Genomic DNA, 18,332 nt, shown 5'->3' on the forward strand with positions numbered 1-18,332 from the left:
ATTCTCCCGATCGATGAAGTGCGACCCGCGAGCGGATCCGACTCCACCTATCATCCACACTGTTGACATAGTGTCAATAAAGGGGTGGTCGAATCGACCTCCGGACCCGCCTCGAATTCCACGTCGGCCGCCCGCAAGAATGGGACGACACAGACACGAACAGGCCGGCGCGAAGGATGGGCAGTGGACCCCGAAGAAACATCAGCGGGTCACGAGTCCAACCTCCCGGCTCCGCGGCCGGCGCGCAGCGTCCTGTTCGGATTGCCGCCGGTGGGAAACAGGTACCCCGGAGCGGTTCGCGTCGCCCTCGCCCTGGCGATTCCGGCGGCCATCGCCACACTGCTCGGATTCGGGTCTGCTTCGCTCCTGGTCGGCCTCGGTGCATTTGCATCGATCTACGGTGAGGGTCGTCCGTACCGGAGCAGGTGGAAGGCAGTCGGTATCGCTGCGACGGCGCTGACGATCCTGTCCTTCGTCGGGGCATCGGTGGGTGAGCCCGTCCACCGAGCCATCGCTGAGGGAGCGCCGACGGTGCTGCTGGTCTTTGTCGTGCTGATCATGGCCGTCGTGGTGTCGACCTGCGCCTTCACCGTCGACGCGCTTCGATTGGGTCCACCGGGCGCGTTCTTTCTGTTGCTCACCACCGAGATCAGTTCCGTGATCGCCACTCCCGGTCAGCCGCCGGTCGAGGTCGCGATGTGGACGGCAATCGGTGGGATCAGCGCGGTGGTCGTCTCGATGACGGGAATCCTGTGGGCACCGAGAGCTGTCGAACGCAGTGCTGTACAGGCAGCCGTCTCGGCCGTTGCGGAGTACACGGACGCTCAGGCGAGGTACGCCCCACCCGAACTCACGCGAGACAAACGCCACGCTGCAGCACTTCGGCTGCATGACGCGTGGCAGTGCCTTTACCGCGGCGCAATCGTCGGGAAAGACCACCCGTTGACCCGTGAACTCGAACGAGCGCAGATCTCGATGGCCAGAGCGATCTCCGACGACCACGATCCGGAGCTCATGGCGGACCCCGCGTTCGACGTCGACGAGGTCGGGGCCCACCCGCCTCTGCCCGACCCGACGATCCGATATCGGTTCCTCCGCGCCTGCAATCCGTCCAGCCGAGCGTCGGTGACGGCACTTCGGCTGTCCATTGCCTGTATGGCGGCGGGAACCCTCACCGTCCTGCTCGGCATCGATCGCCCGGACTGGGCGGTGATCGCCGCGGCGATGGTCCTTCATCAAGGACCGGATCGAATACTGGGCACCTATCGCGGAATCCACCGCATCGGCGGAACCGTCCTCGGGTTGATTCTGTTGGGTGCCATCTACGCCTGGAGTCCGACCGGTCTGTGGTTGGTGGCGGTACTTGCCGTCCTGATGGCGGGGATCGAGCTGTTCCTGGTGCGGAATTACGGGATAGCCGTCATCTTCATCACCGCCCTCGCGATTCTCCTCGGCGCGGCCGGTGGTGCGCACGGGACCGTCCGACATCTGATCCTCAGCCGCATGCTCGAGACGGCAATCGGCGTCGTCGTGGCGTTGGTGGTCCTGTGGACGGTGGGGCGCGGTGCGCATCGACGCACTCTGATCTGGGTCGACGAACGGGCGGGTAGCGTCCTGTTCAAGCTGCTGACCGAAATTCGCGCGAGGCACTATGCACCACAGGCGAATTGGTCGGAGCTTTCGGAGCTTCGTCGGGACCTGGACTTCGAACTGCGAGGTAGCGCGATGGCCGGGATCGACGCCGCCCACAACGAACCCGAGTGGGCGTCGCAGCAGTGGAGGACGCACACCGAATTGCATCATCTGGGATCGGATGTACTGCACCGACTGTGGTTCGGCACGCAGGTGTCCAGATCACACCTCGAGGAATGGGAGTCTCGCTACTTGCGTTCGGGTTCGGTGTGATCGAGCATCGGCACAGCGCTGAACTTGGCTGGATTCGCAATGTCGTAGGCTGCGCACACAACTCCGTCGCGGACAGTGAAGCCGGCAACGCGAGCGGCGAACTGCGGGTACTGGTCGTCCCCCGGTGAGCCGGCGAATACACCGCCGAGCTGTCCGTTGACGAGAACCGGTGACATCGAGAACACCGCTGCCGGTCCGTACTTGCGGGCCAATCCCAGATAGAACCGCGCGACACGATCGCTGCCGCGCACAATGTTGACAGCCGTGCGGGTAGTTCCGCCTGCGTCACCGATCAGGACGGCATCGGGATCGAGTGCACCTATCACGGCGTTCAGATCTCCACTCGCGATAGCCGTCACCAATCGCTCGACGGCAGCAGCATGCTCCTCGCTACTGACCGGGACCGGCGCCGACGCTGCGGCTTTACGGGCCCGCGAGGCCAACTGACGGGCAGTGGCTACTTCGATGTCGAGGATGCGCGCAACCTCGGCGAAGGGCACGTCGAAGCCGTCATGCAGGACGAAGGCAACGCGTTGAGCGGGAGTAAGGGTGTCCAGGACGACGAGGGCAGCAAAACGATTCTGTTCCTGCGTCACGACGTACTCCAGCGGATCGGGTGTCGCTGAGGGTGTGCCCGAGGTGGCGTCGAGGGGCGTGACGATCGGCTCCGGAAGCCACTGTCCGACATAGCTTTCTCGTCTGACCGCGGCCGATTTGAGATGATCGAGGCAGATTCGGCCGACAACTGTGGTGAGCCATCCGCGCAGTTCGCGGATCTGCAATTCGTCGCCTCGCGTGTTTTCGGCAACTTGAAGCCGTATCCACGCTTCCTGCACCGCATCCTGAGCGTCGCTGAAACTTCCGGTGAGACGGTAGGCCACCGACGTCAGGTGGCCACGGTGTTGCTCGAAGTCCTGCGCAGTCGTCGGCGAAAGCATGCCCTCATGATACGGACCTCACACATTAAATCCGGCATGAATGTAACCGTTGACCCAGGTAGTGGGTGCCGACGTATGGTTTCGGCACTGCTCACGGCTCGATCCTGTCTGCACATTCATTGGAGTCTCACGTGTTTCGGTCTTTCCCGCTCATGTCGCTCAACTGTTGTCGTTGAACTGACATTCCCCACACCTGCCTGTGCCGAGCGCCGCACACGGCGCTCCGGACAGGTGTAGCCGAGAACTGAACCAATCATCTTCTACAGGAAGCAACTTCATGATTCGCCCTCGTTTCGCGCGCTCGGTAGCCGCGGTCGTCGCTCTTGTCACTCTGTCCAGTTTTGCCGTTGCCTGCTCGGGCTCCTCCGACGAAGTGGTCAAGACCGCCGACGGCAAGACCGTCCTGCGGTACGAGGGCAGCACCGGACAGGTCATCTACCCCGAACTGGCCGCTGACCTCGGCTACTTCAACGACGTGGAGCTCAACTGGATCGGCGATACGACCAGCGGCCCTCAGAGCATTCAGAACGCAGCGACCGGTCAAACCGAGTTCGGGGGAGCGTTCAACGGTGCGGTGGTGAAGTTGGCTTCCGCGGGTTCACCGATCACCTCGGTCATCGGGTACTACGGCTCGGACAAGGAGAGCTTCAACGGTTACTACGTTCTCGACGACAGTCCGATCAAATCGGCGAAGGACCTGATCGGCAAGAAGGTCGGGATGAACACCCTCGGTGCGCACCACGAGTTCGTCGTGCGTGAATGGCTTGCGCGGGAGGGGCTTACACCGGACGAGATCAAGCAGGTGGAACTGATCGTGGTTCCGCCGGTCAACACGGAACAAGCGTTGCGGCAGGGACAGATCGACGTCGCCACCCTCGGCTCGGTCTTCCGTGACTCCGCGCTCGAACGTGGTGGCCTTCGCGAGCTGTTCACCGACGAATCGCTGTTCGGCTCGTTCACCTACGGCACGTTGGTGTTCCGTGACGACTACATCGCGCAGAACAAGGAGGCGGTCACCGATTTCGTGCAGGGAACAGCGAGGGCCATCCGCTGGACGCAGACGCACCCACGAGAAGAAGTGATCGCGAAGCTGACGTCGATCATCAACAGCCGCGGACGCAACGAGGACACCAAGCTCATCAGCTACTGGAAGAGCCCAGGAGTCGCCGGCCCCGGCGGAACGATCACCGATACCGAGATCAGCACGTGGATCGACTGGCTCACCCGTAACGGTGAACTCGAAGAAGGAAAGTTGAAGCCGTCGGACATCTACACCAACGAATTCAACCCGTACGCCAACGGAACGTATTCACCCGACAGCGGCGCTGACGGACAGGCACTGGAGGCAGCAAAATGAGCACAGAACCGAAACTACGGCTCGAGCACGTCACCAAACAGTTCGACATTCGTGGGACCGACGAAGTTTTCACCGCGGTCGAGGACATCAACATCGACGTGGCGCCGGGGGAGTTCCTGGTCCTCGTCGGGCCGAGTGGTTGCGGCAAGTCGACTCTGCTGGACCTCCTCGGAGGACTCAGTTCGCCCACTTCCGGTCGAATCCTTCTGGACGGCAAGCAGATCACGGGCCCAGGCTTGGATCGGGGAATCGTCTTCCAGCAATACGCGCTACTTCCATGGCGAACTGCACGTCACAACATCGAGTTCGGACTCGAAGCGAAGGGCGTGAAGAAGAGCGAGCGACGCGAGCTCGCCGAGCATTACCTCGAACTGGTCGGTCTGCAAGGTTTCGCGGATCGCTATCCGCACGAGTTGTCCGGTGGAATGAAGCAGCGAGTCGCGATCGCCCGCAGCCTGGCATTCGACCCCGAAGTGTTGCTGATGGACGAACCATTTGCTGCGCTGGACGCACAGACGCGAGAGTCGCTGCAGGACGAGCTTCTGCGCATCTGGAAGGCCACCGGCAAGACCATCTTGTTCATCACCCACGGAATCGACGAGGCCATCTACCTCGGGCAACGTGTTGCAGTACTGACTTCGCGGCCGGGGCGCGTCAAGACGATCGTCGACATCGACATCGACCGGTCCGGCGACGACGTGCGATCAGGTGAGGAGTTCCGAGTGTTCCGGCACCGGATCTGGACGCTGCTGCACGGTGAAGTCGAGCGCGCTCGGGCCGGCGAACTCGATCCTGCCAAGGAGGTTGCACATGTCTAGCGCATTGGCGACGCCGGAGGTGGTCGCCACCCCGAAACCGTTGGCCGACATAACACCTGACATTGCGCAGCGGAGCCAGGCCGGCGGCAAGGCGGCGCGCTACATTCGTTCCACCGCCTGGCGGATTGCCAAGCCGTCGATTGCGATCGCGATCTTCCTCGGGATCTGGGAAGCGGCACCTCGGCTCGGGCTGGTGGACAAGGTCTTCCTCCCGCCCTTCACCGAAGTTGTGTCCGCATTCTTCACTCTCGCCGAGAACGGACAATTGCAAGAGCATGTTTCGGCCAGTCTGACGCGTGCGCTGACCGGATTCTTCGTGGCCATCGCGATCGCGATTCCGTTGGGAATCGCGATCGCCTGGTACCGCCCGGTCTCCGACTTCCTCAACCCGATTCTCGAATTGTTCCGCAACACAGCAGCCTTGGCTCTGCTTCCCGTCTTCGTGCTGATTCTCGGAATCGGTGAGGAATCGAAGATCGCCCTGGTGATCTACGCCTGCACCTTCCCGATTCTGCTCAACACGATCTCCGGTGTGCGAACAGTGGACCCCCTGCTGATCAAGTCCGCTGCCTCGCTGGGGTTCTCCTCGATTCGGCTGTTCCAGAAGGTGGTTCTGCCCGCCGCTGTTCCCACGATCTTCACGGGTATCCGCATGGCAGCCGCGTCGTCGATTCTCGTGCTGATCGCCGCCGAAATGGTCGGGGCCAAAGCCGGTCTCGGGTATCTGATCACCGCTTCACAACTCAACTTCCAGATCCCGAACATGTACGCGGGCATCGTCGCGATCTCGTTGTTGGGTCTGACAATCAACGCGATTCTGGTCCTGATCGAACGTCGGCTCTCGCGCTGGCGCGTCACCACCTGACCACACATTCACGGAAAGATTCTGCGAACTCATGTCCGAACGACAATTTCATCTGAACGCCTTCCTGATGGGCGTCGGCCATCATGAGGCGGCGTGGCGCCACCCACGCACAAATGCGGCCAACCTCCTGGACGTCAAGCACTTCCAGGAATTGGGGAGAATCGCCGAGCGTGGAAAGCTGGACTCGGTGTTCTTCGCCGACGGTCTAGCAGTCGGCCCGCGGGTCAAGTACAACACCCAGGCGATCTTCGAACCCGTCACCTTGCTGTCGGCGATCGCGGCGGCCACCGACAAGGTGGGGCTGATTGCAACCGCGTCGACCAGTTACAGCGATCCATACACTCTCGCAAGGAAGTTCGCTTCCCTCGATCACATCAGTGGCGGACGAGGCGGGTGGAACATCGTGACGTCGGCCGGCGCCGACGAGGCCGCGAACTTCGGCCTCGATGCGGTACCGACGCACAGCGGTCGTTACGAGCGCGCCGAGGAGTTTCTCGACGTGACGCTCGGACTCTGGGACAGCTGGGAAGAGGGGGCAGTTGTCCTGGACGAAGAGACCGGAATCTTCGCCGATCCTGATCGTGTCCATCGCATCGACCATGACGGTCAACGATTCACGGTGGCTGGCCCGCTCAATTCGCCGAGGTCTCCACAGGGACGTCCGCTGCTTGTACAGGCCGGTTCCTCCGAGAGCGGTAAGGATTTCGCGGCGAGGTATGCCGAAGCCGTGTTCACCGCTCAACGAACACTCGAGCAGGGGCAGGATTTCTACACCGACCTCAAAGCGCGGCTGATCAAGTACGGGCGTAGTCCCGACGAGATCAAGGTGCTGCCAGGCATCGTTCCCTTCATCGCGGATACGGAAGACGAAGCCAAGGCACTGGAGCAGTCGTTCACGGATCTCATCTCACCTGAGTACTCACTGCGCCAACTCTCGAACATGGTGGGCGTCGACCTCACCGAGCATTCGCTGGATGCCCCGCTGCCACCGTTGCCGGACATCGATCGCATCCAAGGAAACAAGAGTCGATACCAGCTCGTCAAAGACCTTGCAGAGAGCGAAAACCTCACCGTCCGTGAACTGATCGGCAAACTCGGCGGTGGCCGTGGGCATCGGACATTTGCCGGGACACCGGAGCAGGTCGCGGACGAGTTGACCGAATGGTTCGACAAGGGCGCCGCGGACGGCTTCAACATCATGCCGCCCTATCTGCCTGGAGGGCTCGAGGTGTTCGTCGACCGGGTCGTGCCGATTCTGCAGGCGCGTGGGATCTTCCGGACCGAATACACGGAATCCACCCTGCGGGGTCACTACGGCCTCGATCGTCCGGCGAATCGGTTTTCGCGGGCCGCTGACGCGGCAGAAGTGAGCGCGTGACGGAAACACTGCCCAAGGAACAGCCGGCGATTGCCGGTCTCAAGCCACTCGTCACAACGGTTTTCGTACCGGCGGCCATCTTCGGGATCGGTCAGGGAGCGGCTGCCCCCATCATGGCCGTCACCGCGCGCGACCTGGGTGCATCGGTTGCCGTCGCCGGCCTGATCGTTGCACTCGGTGGTTTGGGCGCCGTACTCGGTGACCTCCCCGCCGGCAGGATCGTGTCGCGTTTCGGTGAGCGCAGGTCGATCATCGGCGGAAGTTCCTTGGGTGCAACAGGAGTGGTGATTTGTCTCCTTGCGCAGACTCCGTGGATGCTCGGTATCGGCGCACTGTTGACCGGATTGGCGAATGCGGTGTGGGGCCTTGCGCGGCAGAGCTACCTCGCCGAGACCGTGCCACTCGGTCTTCGGGCCCGAGCAATGTCGTCGTTCGCCGCGATGTGGCGGTTGGGTTTCTTCCTGGGACCGCTCATCGGGGCCGGCGTGATTCTCCTGGTGGGAGCGCGCGGAGGATTCCTCGTCCAGTTGGTGGGCGTCGTGCTCGCCGGGGCGCTGATGGCCCGCGTTCCCGACCCGCCACGAAAGGTGCAGGCAGGCAACAGCGATCACGGACACGTCACGCTCCCGGAGATCCTTCGCCGTCATCGTGCCGCTCTGTCGACGCTCGGGACAGGCTCCCTTCTGATGGGCGCCGCCCGCGCTTCGCGTGAGGCCGTTCTTCCATTGTGGGCATTGCACCTCGGATTGGATGCAGCCCAGGTGAGTGTGATCTTCGGTATCGGTGCGGCCGTGGACCTGCTGTGCTCGTACCCGGCCGGACACATCATGGACCGATACGGCCGCAGGCTGGTCGCGGTGCCTTCGCTGACGGTGATCGGTGTGTCGTACCTACTGTTGCCGTTCTCGACGGGTGCAGTGGGATTGACCGTGGTCGCTGTCGTGATGGGGATCGGCAACGGACTGGGCAACGGCGTGATCATGACCCTCGGTGCCGATATCGCCCCGCCCGAAGAACGCGCCGAGTTCCTCGCTGCATGGCGATTGACTCACGACACCGGCATGTTCGGTGGGCCGCTCGCGATCGGTCTACTCGCCGCGGTGCTCCCACTCGGGTGGGCATTCGCCGCCCTGGGCGCGACGTCGTTCGCCGGCGCGGCGATGATGTTCCGCTTCATTCCGGTCTACTCTCCGCGGGTGTCACCCCGGTCGCGCGTCGGGAAACTGTAGGTAGGCTCGCTACATGCGATTCGGACTGTTCGTACCTCAAGGCTGGCGTCTGGACCTGGTCGGCATCGACCCCGCGAAGCAGTGGGAGGTGATGCGAGACTTCACGCTGCGCGCGGAGGCAGGGCCGTGGGAGTCGGTGTGGGTCTACGACCACTTCCACACCGTTCCCCAGCCGACGGAAGAAGCGACTCACGAGGCGTGGACGTTGATGGCCGCACTCGGTGCATCGACGTCGCGTATCCGACTCGGCCAGATGTGTACCGCCATGAGCTACCGAAACCCGGCGTACCTCGCCAAGGTCGCCGCGACCACCGATCTCATCACGGGTGGACGCGTCGAGATGGGCATCGGCGGCGGTTGGTACGAGCAGGAGTGGCGTGCGTACGGCTACGGTTTCCCCTCTGCCGGTGAGCGTCTGGGCCGCCTCGACGAAGGAATCCAGATCATGCAGCAGGCGTGGTCGACCGGCAGCTCGACGCTCGACGGCAAGTACTACCAGGTCGACGGAGCGCTGTGCCGTCCACTTCCGTTGCAAGAGGGCGGAATTCCCATCTGGGTTGCCGGTGGCGGCGAGAAGGTCACACTCAAGATCGCGGCCAAGTACGCGCAGTACACGAACTTCGACGGCACCCCGGCCGGCTTCGCGCACAAGTCCGAAATCCTGAAGAAGCACTGCGACACCGTCGGTAGCGATTTCGACGCCATCGTCCGTTCGGCCAACTACAACGTGGCCATCGGCGCGACGGAATCCGAGGTGGCTCAGCGGTTGGAGACACTGAAGGCCCGACTGACGCCGTTGGTCGGCGAAGCTGCCGCCGATGCGTCGCTCGATGCGTTCCGCGGAATGCCTGCCGTGGGTACGCCCGAGCAGATCATCGAGAACCTGTCGGCGCTCGCGGCGCAGGGACTCGAGTACGGAATCTTCTACTTCCCCGAGGCCGCGTACGACACGTCGGGAATCGAGATGTTCGAGAAGGAAGTGCTGCCCGCGCTCGCGTAACCGTTGGGGCTAGCGCAGCGAGTCAGGAAGATCGGCCGGGTTGATCAGGACCCGGCGATCGGGGTGGGTGCGAACTTCTTCGGAATCGGGAATCCGGCTCTGCAGGAAGTTCCACTCGCTCGCACTGACAGCAGCGATCGCGCGTGCCAGCACTGCCGAGTCCTTGGTCCCCCACTCGATCGGCATGGGACTGACCATCTGCCACGTGTCAGCCTTGCTGCGGGTGGAACGATCCGAACGCAGTGCGACCGACGGAATGCGGTCGCCGACTCGCCACTTCGGATTGAGTCGAACGTTGCGGCTGACGAGCGCGTACTGCGGTGCTCCGGCCGCCGGCTTCGCGATGTCGATCAATGCCGTCAAGGTCGCCGCTCGAGGATGAACCTCGGTGACGATCGCGGGAACCAGTGGGTTGTCCGCATACAGAGATTCGACGCTTCCCACCTTGCGAGGTGCCCACACGGCGACCCACAGGGAACTGGCCGCACCGATGGCGAGGACTGCGCCGATGATGATGGACCACACCTCGCCCATGCTGATCAACCAGGCCCCGACCGCGGCGAGGACGATCGCGAAGATCACCGCAGAAATCTGCAGGCGGCGTACATCGGCCAGTGTGTCGTTGACCGACTTGGCGTGAGCCTTGTCGACGGTGAACTGGAAGTCAGCCACGAAAAATTCCTTCGGGTGGTGCCGGACGATCTAGGACCGGCCCCCGATCGCCCGGGGACCGTCCACCAGCGTAGCTAGTTTCGCGCGCGCTCCCACATCTGCAGGTAAGCCTCGGCGCCGCGGCTCATGTCCTCGATGATGGTGTCGCCGTCGGCTCCCGCGGCGATGCGCATGTCCGCGATCCAGTCGGGAATCATCCCGTACTGCGCCACGCCGTCGGTGTTCACGTCGAAAACCCGGGTGCCGGCGCGCTGCTGGTCCATGACCGTGCCGTCGAAGGCGGTGTACGGATATTGCAGCGGATTTTCTGCGGCGTCGCCGCGCGGTGCGGCCTGCGGCCCGAAGCCGTTGGTGTCGGCGCCGTAGCCGAAACCGAAGTAGTAGTTCTCGCTTCGCATCGCCCGTGCGTCCCGCCACTGGTCGATGAACCCACGCTCTTCGGGCTTTTCGTCCGATGCGTCGAGTTGTCCGGCGTACAGGGCGACAAATCCGCCGAGTGCGTAGATCCGCTTGTACAGGCTCGGGTCGCTCCAGCTGTGACTGGAAACGACGCCGGAGTAGTTCGCAGCTTCGAGAATATCGAGAGCCGCTTCGGCGGTCTTGACGCTCATGTGATCGATGTCCACGATCATCCCTCGGTCCATCAAACCTCGGATCGTGTACGCGCCGAGGTCGGTCAGGCCGTGCGAATTGCATTGCGGACCAGAGGGGTACACCGGAAGCGTCACTCCGGGTGGGAGTACCGCGAGAAGATTCTGTGCGCCGTCGACCTTGGTGGGCAGCACATTGTCCTCGGCAACGCCGGTGCATGGTTCCGACTGCCAGAACTCCCCGGTGCCCAGGTAGTTGCCGATATTGACGGCCACTCCGGTGACGCCGCCGTCGAAACGGGCACCGCCGAGGGCGTTGTCGAACTTGTGCGTGACGATCATCTGCCGGACACCGAGGTCGTACAACTCGTCCAGGCCGCGGTCGATGTCGTCCTCGGTGCACTGCGGAATACCGTTGCGCACAGAGCAACCGAAGGGTTCGGACACCTCCACCCCGAGGGTGACGGCCAGCTTTCCGTCGGCGGCCACCTGCCTGGCCTGTTCCGGCGAGCTCACGATGCGGAACCAACCCCGGCCGGGACCGCCGTACTGGGCGTCGATGTAGTCCTGGAGTTCGCGTGTCTGCTGCGCCTGGATCCGGACGGTCTCCATCTCGTCACAGGGATTTCGCTTGCTCGGATACAGCTCGCACAGGACACGATTGGCGACAAAGAGATTGGTGAAGATTCGCAGCCCGCCACGCCAGGCCCGCTCGACCCACTTGTAGTACGTCTGCTCGTGCGTCAGTGAATCGTGCGCCGGCCAGTCGGCGAAACTCGGCCAGCCGGTGGTGTCGTGAGTTTCGAAGGGATTGCCGTACGACAGAACGTTTTCGAGGAGCGCCGGTATCCCGTCAGGTTGATGGTCCGGGCAGTCGACGAGCGCTGCGGTGACGCCCTGAGGATCGAAAGGTCGGCCGCAGTGCAGGTTTCCGCCCATGAACTCGGAAGCATTCATGTGCACGTGTGTGTCGATGAATCCGGTGACTTCACCGTTCGGTCCGATTTCTCCCGGAACGCCGTTTGCGCCCACCTCCGCTTCGGGGAAATCGGCGCAGCCATCGCGCGGGATCAGCGTGAACGCAGATTCGGGAACGTCACCGGGATCGGACATCGTGAGCATCAAATCTCGCGAGATCAGTTGACGGCCGTTCGAGGTCGCGGTCAGAACGAACGATTCACCGGTGGACATCACGGTCCAGTCGGTGGAGGGAGTTGCTTCGGAAGTGGCGAGTACCGAGTCCGCGCCGTCGTGCGAGAGCATCGACCCGTCCGGGCCGTACAGCATGAAACGACCCAACTGGGCCGCATGTAGCCGGAACGGTTCGGCGTCTGCGGCTTTCGTTACGTCGGTGAGGTACGCCGACCCGTCACGACGGACGAAATCACCAGACTCGGTGCGCAGCGCGAAGCAACCGTTCGCAAGTGCGTACACCGAGTTCTGCGCAGTAGGAGCAGGACTCGGTGCCGCGGCGCTGACGCCGGTCGCGGCGACGACGACGGCGGCAGTCAGCAGCGAGATGGTTCCGGCGAGCCGACCCCGTAGACGTGGAACTGAGCGCATGGTGCTGGTGACCCCCGGCCGATGGACACGACTGTGACAGGGGACACTCTACAGATAACTGGACGTATGTCCATTTGATTCTGCAACGTGTTGCAGAAATGCTCAGCCGATGGCAGGTCCGAGCAGGTCATCGGCGTCGGTGATCCGATAGGCGTAGCCCTGTTCGGCGAGGAATCGCTGACGATGTGCCGCGTACTCCGCATCGAGAGTGTCGCGGGAAACCACCGAATAGAAGTGAGCCTGACCGCCGTCGTGCTTGGGTCGCAGTAGGCGTCCGAGTCGCTGCGCTTCTTCCTGTCTCGACCCGAAGGTTCCCGAAACCTGCACGGCGACAGATGCCTCCGGAAGGTCGATCGAGAAGTTCGCGACCTTGCTCACCACCAGCGTCTGGATCTCACCGTTACGGAACTGATCGAACAGGATCTCGCGTTCCTTGTTCTTGGTGGATCCCTTGATCACCGGGGCGTTCAGGGCTTCGCCGAGTTCGTCGAGCTGATCGAGATACGCACCGATCACCAAAGTCGGAGAATCGGGGTGCTTGGCCAGGATCGACTTCACGACCGCAATTTTCGTGTGAGCCGTCGAGCACAGTTTGTAGCGCTCCTCCGGTTCGGCGACGGCATAGGACATGCGCTCGGCGTCCGTCATCGTCACTCGCACCTCGACGCAGTCGGCCGGCGCGATCCAGCCCTGCGCTTCGATGTCCTTCCACGGAGCGTCGTAGCGCTTGGGGCCGATGAGCGAGAAGACGTCGCCTTCGCGGCCGTCCTCGCGAACCAGCGTTGCGGTCAGGCCGAGACGGCGGCGCGACTGCAGATCTGCCGTCATCCGGAAGACGGGCGCGGGCAACAGGTGGACCTCGTCGTAGATCACCAGTCCCCAGTCGCGGGAGTCGAAAAGTTCGAGGTGCTTGTACTCGCCCTTCGTGCGACGTGTGATCACCTGGTAGGTCGCGATCGTGACCGGCCGAATCTCCTTGCGCTCGCCGGAGTATTCGCCGATTTCTTCCTCGGTCAACGATGTACGCGCGATCAACTCACGCTTCCACTGACGACCGGCAACGGTATTGGTGACGAGGATGAGGGTGGTGGCCTTGGCCTTTGCCATCGCCGCGGCGCCCACCATCGTCTTGCCGGCGCCACACGGCAGCACGACGACGCCCGAGCCGCCGGCCCAGAACGAATCCGCTGCCATCTGCTGGTAGTCGCGCAGTTCCCAGTGGCCCTCTTCGAAAGCGAGATCGATCGGGTGCGCTTCGCCGTCCACATAGCCGGCGAGGTCCTCGGCCGGCCAGCCCACCTTGAGCAGCATCTGCTTGAGGCGGCCGCGTTCGCTCGGGTGGACGATCACGGTGTCGTCGTCGACCTTCTCACCGAGCATCGGCGAGATCTTCTTGTGTCGCATCACCTCGGTGAGGACTGCGCGGTCGAGGCTGACCAGGATGAGGCCGTGCACCGGGCTCTTGACCAGCTGTAAGCGTCCGTACCTGGCCATCGTGTCGACGATGTCGACCAGCAGCGGTTGTGGAACCGCGAATCGTGAGTACGACACGAGCGCGTCGACAACCTGCTCGGCGTCGTGTCCGGCGGCGCGGGCATTCCACAAGGCCAGGGGAGTGATGCGATACGTGTGGACGTGTTCGGGGGCCCGTTCGAGTTCCGCGAAGGGGGCGATTGCCTGCCTGGCATCGCCGGCGCGCTCGTGGTCGACCTCCAACAGCAGCGTCTTGTCGGATTGGACGATCAACGGTCCGTCGGTCACGGAATCCTCCTAGTGAAGCAAACGCGGCAGCCACAGAGCGTTGCGCCGCGTTGTCGGCTGACGCCAACCCTGCCATTGTCCTGGTATCGGGGCGCAGACGCCAACAGGCGACGCTCGCACAGCCCGAAGTAGAGGTGCCCGAGTGCGAGCACCCCTACGTCAACAGGGCAGGATCGACCGCTATTCCGGGAGGCCCGCGGGTAGTACGAGGATCTTCACGTGTTCGTCGGGTGCGCGCAGAGCTGCGAAAGCGTCCGAGACTCCATCCAGACCGACCCTGCCGGTGATGATCGCTTCGGCGTCGATCTCGCCGTCGGCGAGCCTCTGCAGGGTGATGTCGTAGGCATTCTCGTAAGGACCGTGACCGAAGTTGATCGAGATCCTCCGGAACTGCCCGACGACGGGAATGATCGTCTCGTCGCCGAACGGCGCAGCCAGAACCTGAATCCGCGAGTTGAACGGCAGAGTGTGCATCAGTTCTCCGATGACTCCCGCCCGACCGCTGCATTCGTAGGCGATCAGAACTCCGTTCGCGGCCTGGCCGACAAGCTGGTTGCCTTCGGCGATCATTCGATTCCACAGTTCGATCGGATCCTGCTCGGCCGGATCGACAACGATGTCCGCGCCCATCTTCGCGGCGAGCTCGCGTCGTTTGGGGGAGGGCTCCGACGCGATGACGATCTGCGCTCCGCGCGCTTTCGCGGCGACGATGGCGCCCAGTCCGATCGTTCCGCAACCGATGACGAGCGCCGAATCGGCCGAGGTGAGGCCGGACTGTTGGAGATGCATCTCGCCGACGTGGAGAGGTTCGGCAAGTGTGGCGTGCTCGAGTGACAGGTGGTCGGGAACTTTGCGGACCCAGAACGCGTCGACGACTATGTGATCGCCGAACGCGCCGTGGTACTCGTTCGAGTAGCCGATGATCGTCGGGATCCCGGTAGCGGTGTCGGTGGCCAAGCCGATGCCGGCCACCCGATCGCCGATCGCGAAATCGTCTACTGCAGAACCGGTCTCGGAGACAATACCCGCGTATTCGTGCCCCAGCACCACTGGCGCGTCCGGATCGAAGGTGGCGAGCGGGTAGCCCCCGTCGTGCGCGACCTCGACGAATCGGCACGGGTCCTTCGACATGCTCAGGTCGCTGCCGCAGATCCCGCAGGCGACGACGTCGATGCGGATCTGATGGGGTGCCAACGGCGGCGGGTCGGCGATCTCGGTGACCGCGAATTCTCCCTGCTGGAAACGGACGGCCCTCATGCGCGCACGGCTCCCGTCTCGGCCGGCTGGCCGTAGTAGTCGGTATGGGCTTTGGTGATCGCTCCGACCAGCCCGCCGATCAGGTATTCGCGATTGTCCTCGGCGAACTGCATGCTCGCCTGACGCCCGACATTTCGCTTCCGGAAGTGCGGGACCACCTCGGAGGCGAACAATTCGTAGCTGCGTTTGGTGTCCTCCCAGCTCGCCATGTCGACGTGAAGGATCAAGAACGTGCCGAACCCTCCCGTCTTCTCGATCAGACGCTCGATCTGTGCGATCGCATCTTCGGGGGTACCGATGATCGCCTGACCGAACTCGCCGAGCGTGTCGTTGCGCCACTGATCGATGATTCCGGCAGGTGTATCTGCCCAGGCCGGGCTCTGGCCGGTCTGTCGATTCACGTAAGAAGCCATCGATCCGATCCGTCGGCTCACGGCGCGCTCGGCCTCGGCTCGGGTCTCGGCGAGGAACATCGGATTGACCACACGCCACGTCGCTCGGTCGGCGCGGTGGCCGTGTTCGGCCGAGACCTTCTCGTACACATCCCAGTTGCGATCCAGTGCGTCGAAGCCGCTGGGTGAACTCGCCGCCAATGAGAGCAGGGAGAGGCCGTTCTTGCCTGCGAGCACCGAACCGTTGGGAGAAATCGTGGACGCTGTCACTGTCTCGATGCCGTCCGCGCGATAGGTGGGCAGCTGTGCGCGTGCGTCACGCAACGTGAACCAGTCGGTTTCCATGTTGACGACCTCGCCGCGAAGCAACGCGAGAATGGCCTCGAGCGCTTCGCCCTGGCGACGACGCTGGTCCGACGGGTTGATGCCCATCATGTGTGCATCGAGGGGGATCTTGCCCGGGCCGGTGCCGAAGATGAGCCGTCCGCGGGTCTGCAGATCGAGCTGAGTGATGCGGTCGGCCGTGATCAACGGGTGGTGATAGGGCAGAGACGTCACGCCTGTGCCGAACTGGATGCGCTCGGTTCGCTCTGCGGCGGCCGCGATGAACATGTCCGGGGCAGGCACGATCTCGGCGCCGGTCGAATGATGCTCACCCATCCACGCTTCTTCGAATCCGAGGTGGTCCAGGTGTGTCATGAGGTCGATATCGCGTCTGAGTTGCAGGGCGGGATCGGCGTCGAGCGGGTGGTACGGGGCGAGGAAGGCTCCGAAGCGGATGGACGATGCGGACCACACGATGACAACTCCTGTCGACAGGGGAGTGATTTGGATCACTCGCTCTGATCGAGATGTCTAACATGGATCAACTGATCCAATAAGTTGAGCCTCCCGCACAGTGGGAGATTTGTAATCACCTGTAGTTCAACGTTATCTGGTGCAATGACGTCGGATATCGTTGTTGCAAGTCGATCGACTGAACCAAGTACTTTCCGAAGGAGTATTGAAGAGGTATGCAACTGGACGTCACAATCACCCCCGACTCCTCGACCGTCGAACTGAACAGTGTCGACGACTTCACCAGTCTCTCGGTCGTCGTTGGCGGCGACGATCGATCCGAGACTCTGAGTCGGGTACTGGAACCGTGGGGGGAACTCGAGGGGGATCACGTCTGGCTCGACATCGGCCACTTGGAGCAAGCCGTCGCTGCCCGGATCGGAAACACCGAGTGGAGACAGAAGTTCTCCGCGATGGTGGACTACGCACGCGCCCACGGCTGGGTGGATCGCGACAACAGGGTGCGAGCACACCGTGAATCACTCTGACTCCGCGTTCGCCACGGTTGAGACGTTTGTCGAGCCCGTGCGAAGCTCGTTCGTATGACCGACTCCCGGCAGAACCGTCAAGGCGACGCGACGCGTCTGCGTTTGCTCAAAACTGCTGAAAGGCTTTTCGCGACAGAGGGATTGGATGCAGTTTCGCTGCGCTCGGTCAACGCCGCGGCCGGTCTCGGGCCGTCATCGGTCCACTACCATTTCGGAACCAAGGACGATCTGGTCGCAGCGGTGCTGTTGGACATGGGAACGTCGGTGCGAGATCAGATCAGCGCGAACGTCGACGCCCTCTCCGCCGACAAGACGCCGCCGACGGTCGAGGCGCTGGTACGGGCCGTCACTGCGCCCTACAAGGCATTGCTCCTTCGCCATCGCACGCGGGGAATGCGATGGATCAGAATCGTCACGCAGATCTCGCAGCCGCAGATGTCACGACCGGGCCATCCAGCCCTCGAGGCGACCGAGCTGCACCTGCGTGAACATCTTCTCGACCAGGTCCGTCGTACTTTTCCTGCTACCGATCCCGAACGGCTCGAGACTCGCTGGGCGATTGCCTTGATGGGCTTCCTCCAGGCGTTGAGCCGGGCGGACGATTGGAGCGGAAGTGGCAAGCCGCTCGCGCCGGAGCGGCTTGCCGACTTCTACGAGGACCAGGTCGTCTTTCTGGTGGGTGGTGTGCGGCAGTTATTGGGGTGAGCGCCTAATCGATGCGTCTCCTATTTCTGCGCGACCACTGACTTCCGCATTTCCATTACATGAGTAATAGCTTCGGAAATTCCGGACCGGTAACCGATATTCTTTTCGGAATCACCCGGAGTGGAATCAAGCTCCGATTCGAGTCTCGTTTGAATGCGGTCCAGGGTATGGATTGTTCTTTTCACGATGGTTGATTCTCTTTCTGCGGTAAATCCGATAGAAGTATTCCGGATTGCCGAGCGTGTTCGTCGAGGACGCAGAGTGAAGCGAGGGTCATGCCCGCTGCGTACCCGCGCGAGCGTGCGTCAGTTCCTCGATTACGTGACTTGAACAGGTTGAACGTTTCGTGCAGGTGCACGAGGGTGTCGGTGGAGGCAGGCATTGGTCAGCTTCGCAATCAGCTCGTCTTCTCTGGACTTTGCTGTCAGCTCCGCTTCCGCTTACGGATGAACTCGGAAGACTCCGCAGTTTTCGCCCGCTTCTCCGCGCGGCGTTCCTTGATCGACTGGGCGGGTTTCTTCATGTTCTTACCCGGCGCCTTGTCAGCCATTGTCGCTCCTCATTTTTCGAAGTGGCA

General features: G+C 62.7%; 16 protein-coding genes. 9 read left to right on the forward strand and 7 right to left on the reverse strand.

The window, feature by feature from the left end:
* Positions 1-183 precede the first annotated feature (183 nt).
* Complete coding sequence (locus ABIE52_RS28945; protein WP_050654833.1) at positions 184-1,905, forward strand: FUSC family protein; 1,722 nt, start codon at positions 184-186, stop codon at positions 1,903-1,905.
* Here ABIE52_RS28945 and ABIE52_RS28950 read toward each other — a convergent pair.
* Positions 1,881-2,843: a sigma-70 family RNA polymerase sigma factor gene (locus tag ABIE52_RS28950; protein ID WP_192712266.1), complete on the reverse strand. Its 963-nt coding sequence runs from the start codon at positions 2,841-2,843 to the stop codon at positions 1,881-1,883. The two genes, ABIE52_RS28945 and ABIE52_RS28950, sit on opposite strands and share 25 nt — an antisense overlap.
* A 277-nt stretch (positions 2,844-3,120) precedes the next feature.
* On the opposite strand from ABIE52_RS28950, the gene ABIE52_RS28955 reads away from it, so the two are divergent.
* Genes ABIE52_RS28955 through ABIE52_RS28980 form a run of 6 tightly spaced genes read left to right on the forward strand, consistent with a single transcriptional unit; the run spans position 3,121 to position 9,490 of the window.
* Complete coding sequence (locus ABIE52_RS28955; protein ID WP_192712267.1) at positions 3,121-4,200, forward strand: ABC transporter substrate-binding protein; 1,080 nt, start codon at positions 3,121-3,123, stop codon at positions 4,198-4,200.
* Positions 4,197-5,018 (forward strand): ABC transporter ATP-binding protein, encoded by an 822-nt coding sequence (locus ABIE52_RS28960; RefSeq protein ID WP_003940477.1) that lies wholly within the window; start codon positions 4,197-4,199, stop codon positions 5,016-5,018. Before ABIE52_RS28955 ends, ABIE52_RS28960 begins: the two co-directional genes overlap by 4 nt.
* The gene (locus ABIE52_RS28965; protein ID WP_083056879.1) at positions 5,011-5,883 is read left to right on the forward strand and encodes an ABC transporter permease; all 873 of its coding nucleotides are present in this window, start codon (positions 5,011-5,013) and stop codon (positions 5,881-5,883) included. Before ABIE52_RS28960 ends, ABIE52_RS28965 begins: the two co-directional genes overlap by 8 nt.
* A gap of 31 nt (positions 5,884-5,914) precedes the next feature.
* Complete coding sequence (locus tag ABIE52_RS28970; RefSeq protein ID WP_083056881.1) at positions 5,915-7,261, forward strand: LLM class flavin-dependent oxidoreductase; 1,347 nt, start codon at positions 5,915-5,917, stop codon at positions 7,259-7,261.
* On the forward strand, positions 7,258-8,490 hold the full coding sequence (locus tag ABIE52_RS28975; protein WP_042451237.1) for an MFS transporter: 1,233 nt from the start codon (positions 7,258-7,260) through the stop codon (positions 8,488-8,490). The genes ABIE52_RS28970 and ABIE52_RS28975 overlap by 4 nt, the downstream gene beginning before the upstream one ends.
* Before the next feature lie 13 nt (positions 8,491-8,503).
* Entirely contained in the window at positions 8,504-9,490 is a 987-nt protein-coding gene (locus tag ABIE52_RS28980) for an LLM class F420-dependent oxidoreductase (RefSeq protein WP_063315901.1), read from the forward strand.
* A 9-nt stretch (positions 9,491-9,499) separates the two neighbouring features.
* On the opposite strand, the gene ABIE52_RS28985 is transcribed toward ABIE52_RS28980, so the two are convergent.
* From ABIE52_RS28985 to ABIE52_RS29005, 5 genes are all read right to left on the reverse strand, one after another.
* Positions 9,500-10,162 carry a DUF3239 domain-containing protein gene (locus ABIE52_RS28985; protein ID WP_007733514.1) on the reverse strand — a complete coding sequence of 221 codons (663 nt, stop codon included), beginning with the start codon at positions 10,160-10,162 and terminating at the stop codon, positions 9,500-9,502.
* 74 nt (positions 10,163-10,236) lie between these two features.
* Complete coding sequence (locus tag ABIE52_RS28990) at positions 10,237-12,315, reverse strand: amidohydrolase family protein (protein WP_064687600.1); 2,079 nt, start codon at positions 12,313-12,315, stop codon at positions 10,237-10,239.
* Between the two features lie 102 nt (positions 12,316-12,417).
* Positions 12,418-14,076 (reverse strand): DNA repair helicase XPB, encoded by a 1,659-nt coding sequence (locus ABIE52_RS28995; RefSeq protein WP_003940219.1) that lies wholly within the window; start codon positions 14,074-14,076, stop codon positions 12,418-12,420.
* Positions 14,077-14,256: 180 nt separating this feature from the next.
* Positions 14,257-15,333 carry an alcohol dehydrogenase catalytic domain-containing protein gene (locus ABIE52_RS29000; RefSeq protein WP_030535354.1) on the reverse strand — a complete coding sequence of 359 codons (1,077 nt, stop codon included), beginning with the start codon at positions 15,331-15,333 and terminating at the stop codon, positions 14,257-14,259.
* Positions 15,330-16,523, reverse strand: coding sequence for an LLM class flavin-dependent oxidoreductase (locus ABIE52_RS29005; RefSeq protein ID WP_064444225.1), 1,194 nt, complete (start codon positions 16,521-16,523; stop codon positions 15,330-15,332). Before ABIE52_RS29005 ends, ABIE52_RS29000 begins: the two co-directional genes overlap by 4 nt.
* 215 nt (positions 16,524-16,738) lie before the next feature.
* Here ABIE52_RS29005 and ABIE52_RS29010 point away from each other — a divergent pair, with 215 nt between their 5' ends.
* Positions 16,739-17,050 (forward strand): hypothetical protein, encoded by a 312-nt coding sequence (locus ABIE52_RS29010; RefSeq protein WP_003939736.1) that lies wholly within the window; start codon positions 16,739-16,741, stop codon positions 17,048-17,050.
* 54 nt (positions 17,051-17,104) lie between these two features.
* Positions 17,105-17,755 carry a TetR/AcrR family transcriptional regulator gene (locus tag ABIE52_RS29015; RefSeq protein ID WP_003940633.1) on the forward strand — a complete coding sequence of 217 codons (651 nt, stop codon included), beginning with the start codon at positions 17,105-17,107 and terminating at the stop codon, positions 17,753-17,755.
* A gap of 424 nt (positions 17,756-18,179) precedes the next feature.
* Here the strand turns inward: ABIE52_RS29015 and ABIE52_RS29020 are convergent, their stop codons facing one another.
* The gene (locus ABIE52_RS29020) at positions 18,180-18,305 is read right to left on the reverse strand and encodes a hypothetical protein (protein WP_007733507.1); all 126 of its coding nucleotides are present in this window, start codon (positions 18,303-18,305) and stop codon (positions 18,180-18,182) included.
* Positions 18,306-18,332: the final 27 nt, after the last annotated feature.

This window comes from Rhodococcus sp. OAS809 (assembly GCF_040546695.1).
Taxonomy (GTDB): Bacteria; Actinomycetota; Actinomycetes; order Mycobacteriales; family Mycobacteriaceae; genus Rhodococcus_F; species Rhodococcus_F qingshengii.

Coding starts and splice junctions, on each gene's coding strand:
- ABIE52_RS28950 (WP_192712266.1), bottom strand. CDS start 2,843: ATGCTTTCGCCGACGACTGCGCAGGACTTCGAGCAACACCGTGGCCAC.
- ABIE52_RS28955 (WP_192712267.1), top strand. CDS start 3,121: ATGATTCGCCCTCGTTTCGCGCGCTCGGTAGCCGCGGTCGTCGCTCTT.
- ABIE52_RS28960 (WP_003940477.1), top strand. CDS start 4,197: ATGAGCACAGAACCGAAACTACGGCTCGAGCACGTCACCAAACAGTTC.
- ABIE52_RS28965 (WP_083056879.1), top strand. CDS start 5,011: ATGTCTAGCGCATTGGCGACGCCGGAGGTGGTCGCCACCCCGAAACCG.
- ABIE52_RS28970 (WP_083056881.1), top strand. CDS start 5,915: ATGTCCGAACGACAATTTCATCTGAACGCCTTCCTGATGGGCGTCGGC.
- ABIE52_RS28980 (WP_063315901.1), top strand. CDS start 8,504: ATGCGATTCGGACTGTTCGTACCTCAAGGCTGGCGTCTGGACCTGGTC.
- ABIE52_RS28990 (WP_064687600.1), bottom strand. CDS start 12,315: ATGCGCTCAGTTCCACGTCTACGGGGTCGGCTCGCCGGAACCATCTCG.
- ABIE52_RS29000 (WP_030535354.1), bottom strand. CDS start 15,333: ATGAGGGCCGTCCGTTTCCAGCAGGGAGAATTCGCGGTCACCGAGATC.
- ABIE52_RS29010 (WP_003939736.1), top strand. CDS start 16,739: ATGCAACTGGACGTCACAATCACCCCCGACTCCTCGACCGTCGAACTG.
- ABIE52_RS29015 (WP_003940633.1), top strand. CDS start 17,105: ATGACCGACTCCCGGCAGAACCGTCAAGGCGACGCGACGCGTCTGCGT.
- ABIE52_RS29020 (WP_007733507.1), bottom strand. CDS start 18,305: ATGGCTGACAAGGCGCCGGGTAAGAACATGAAGAAACCCGCCCAGTCG.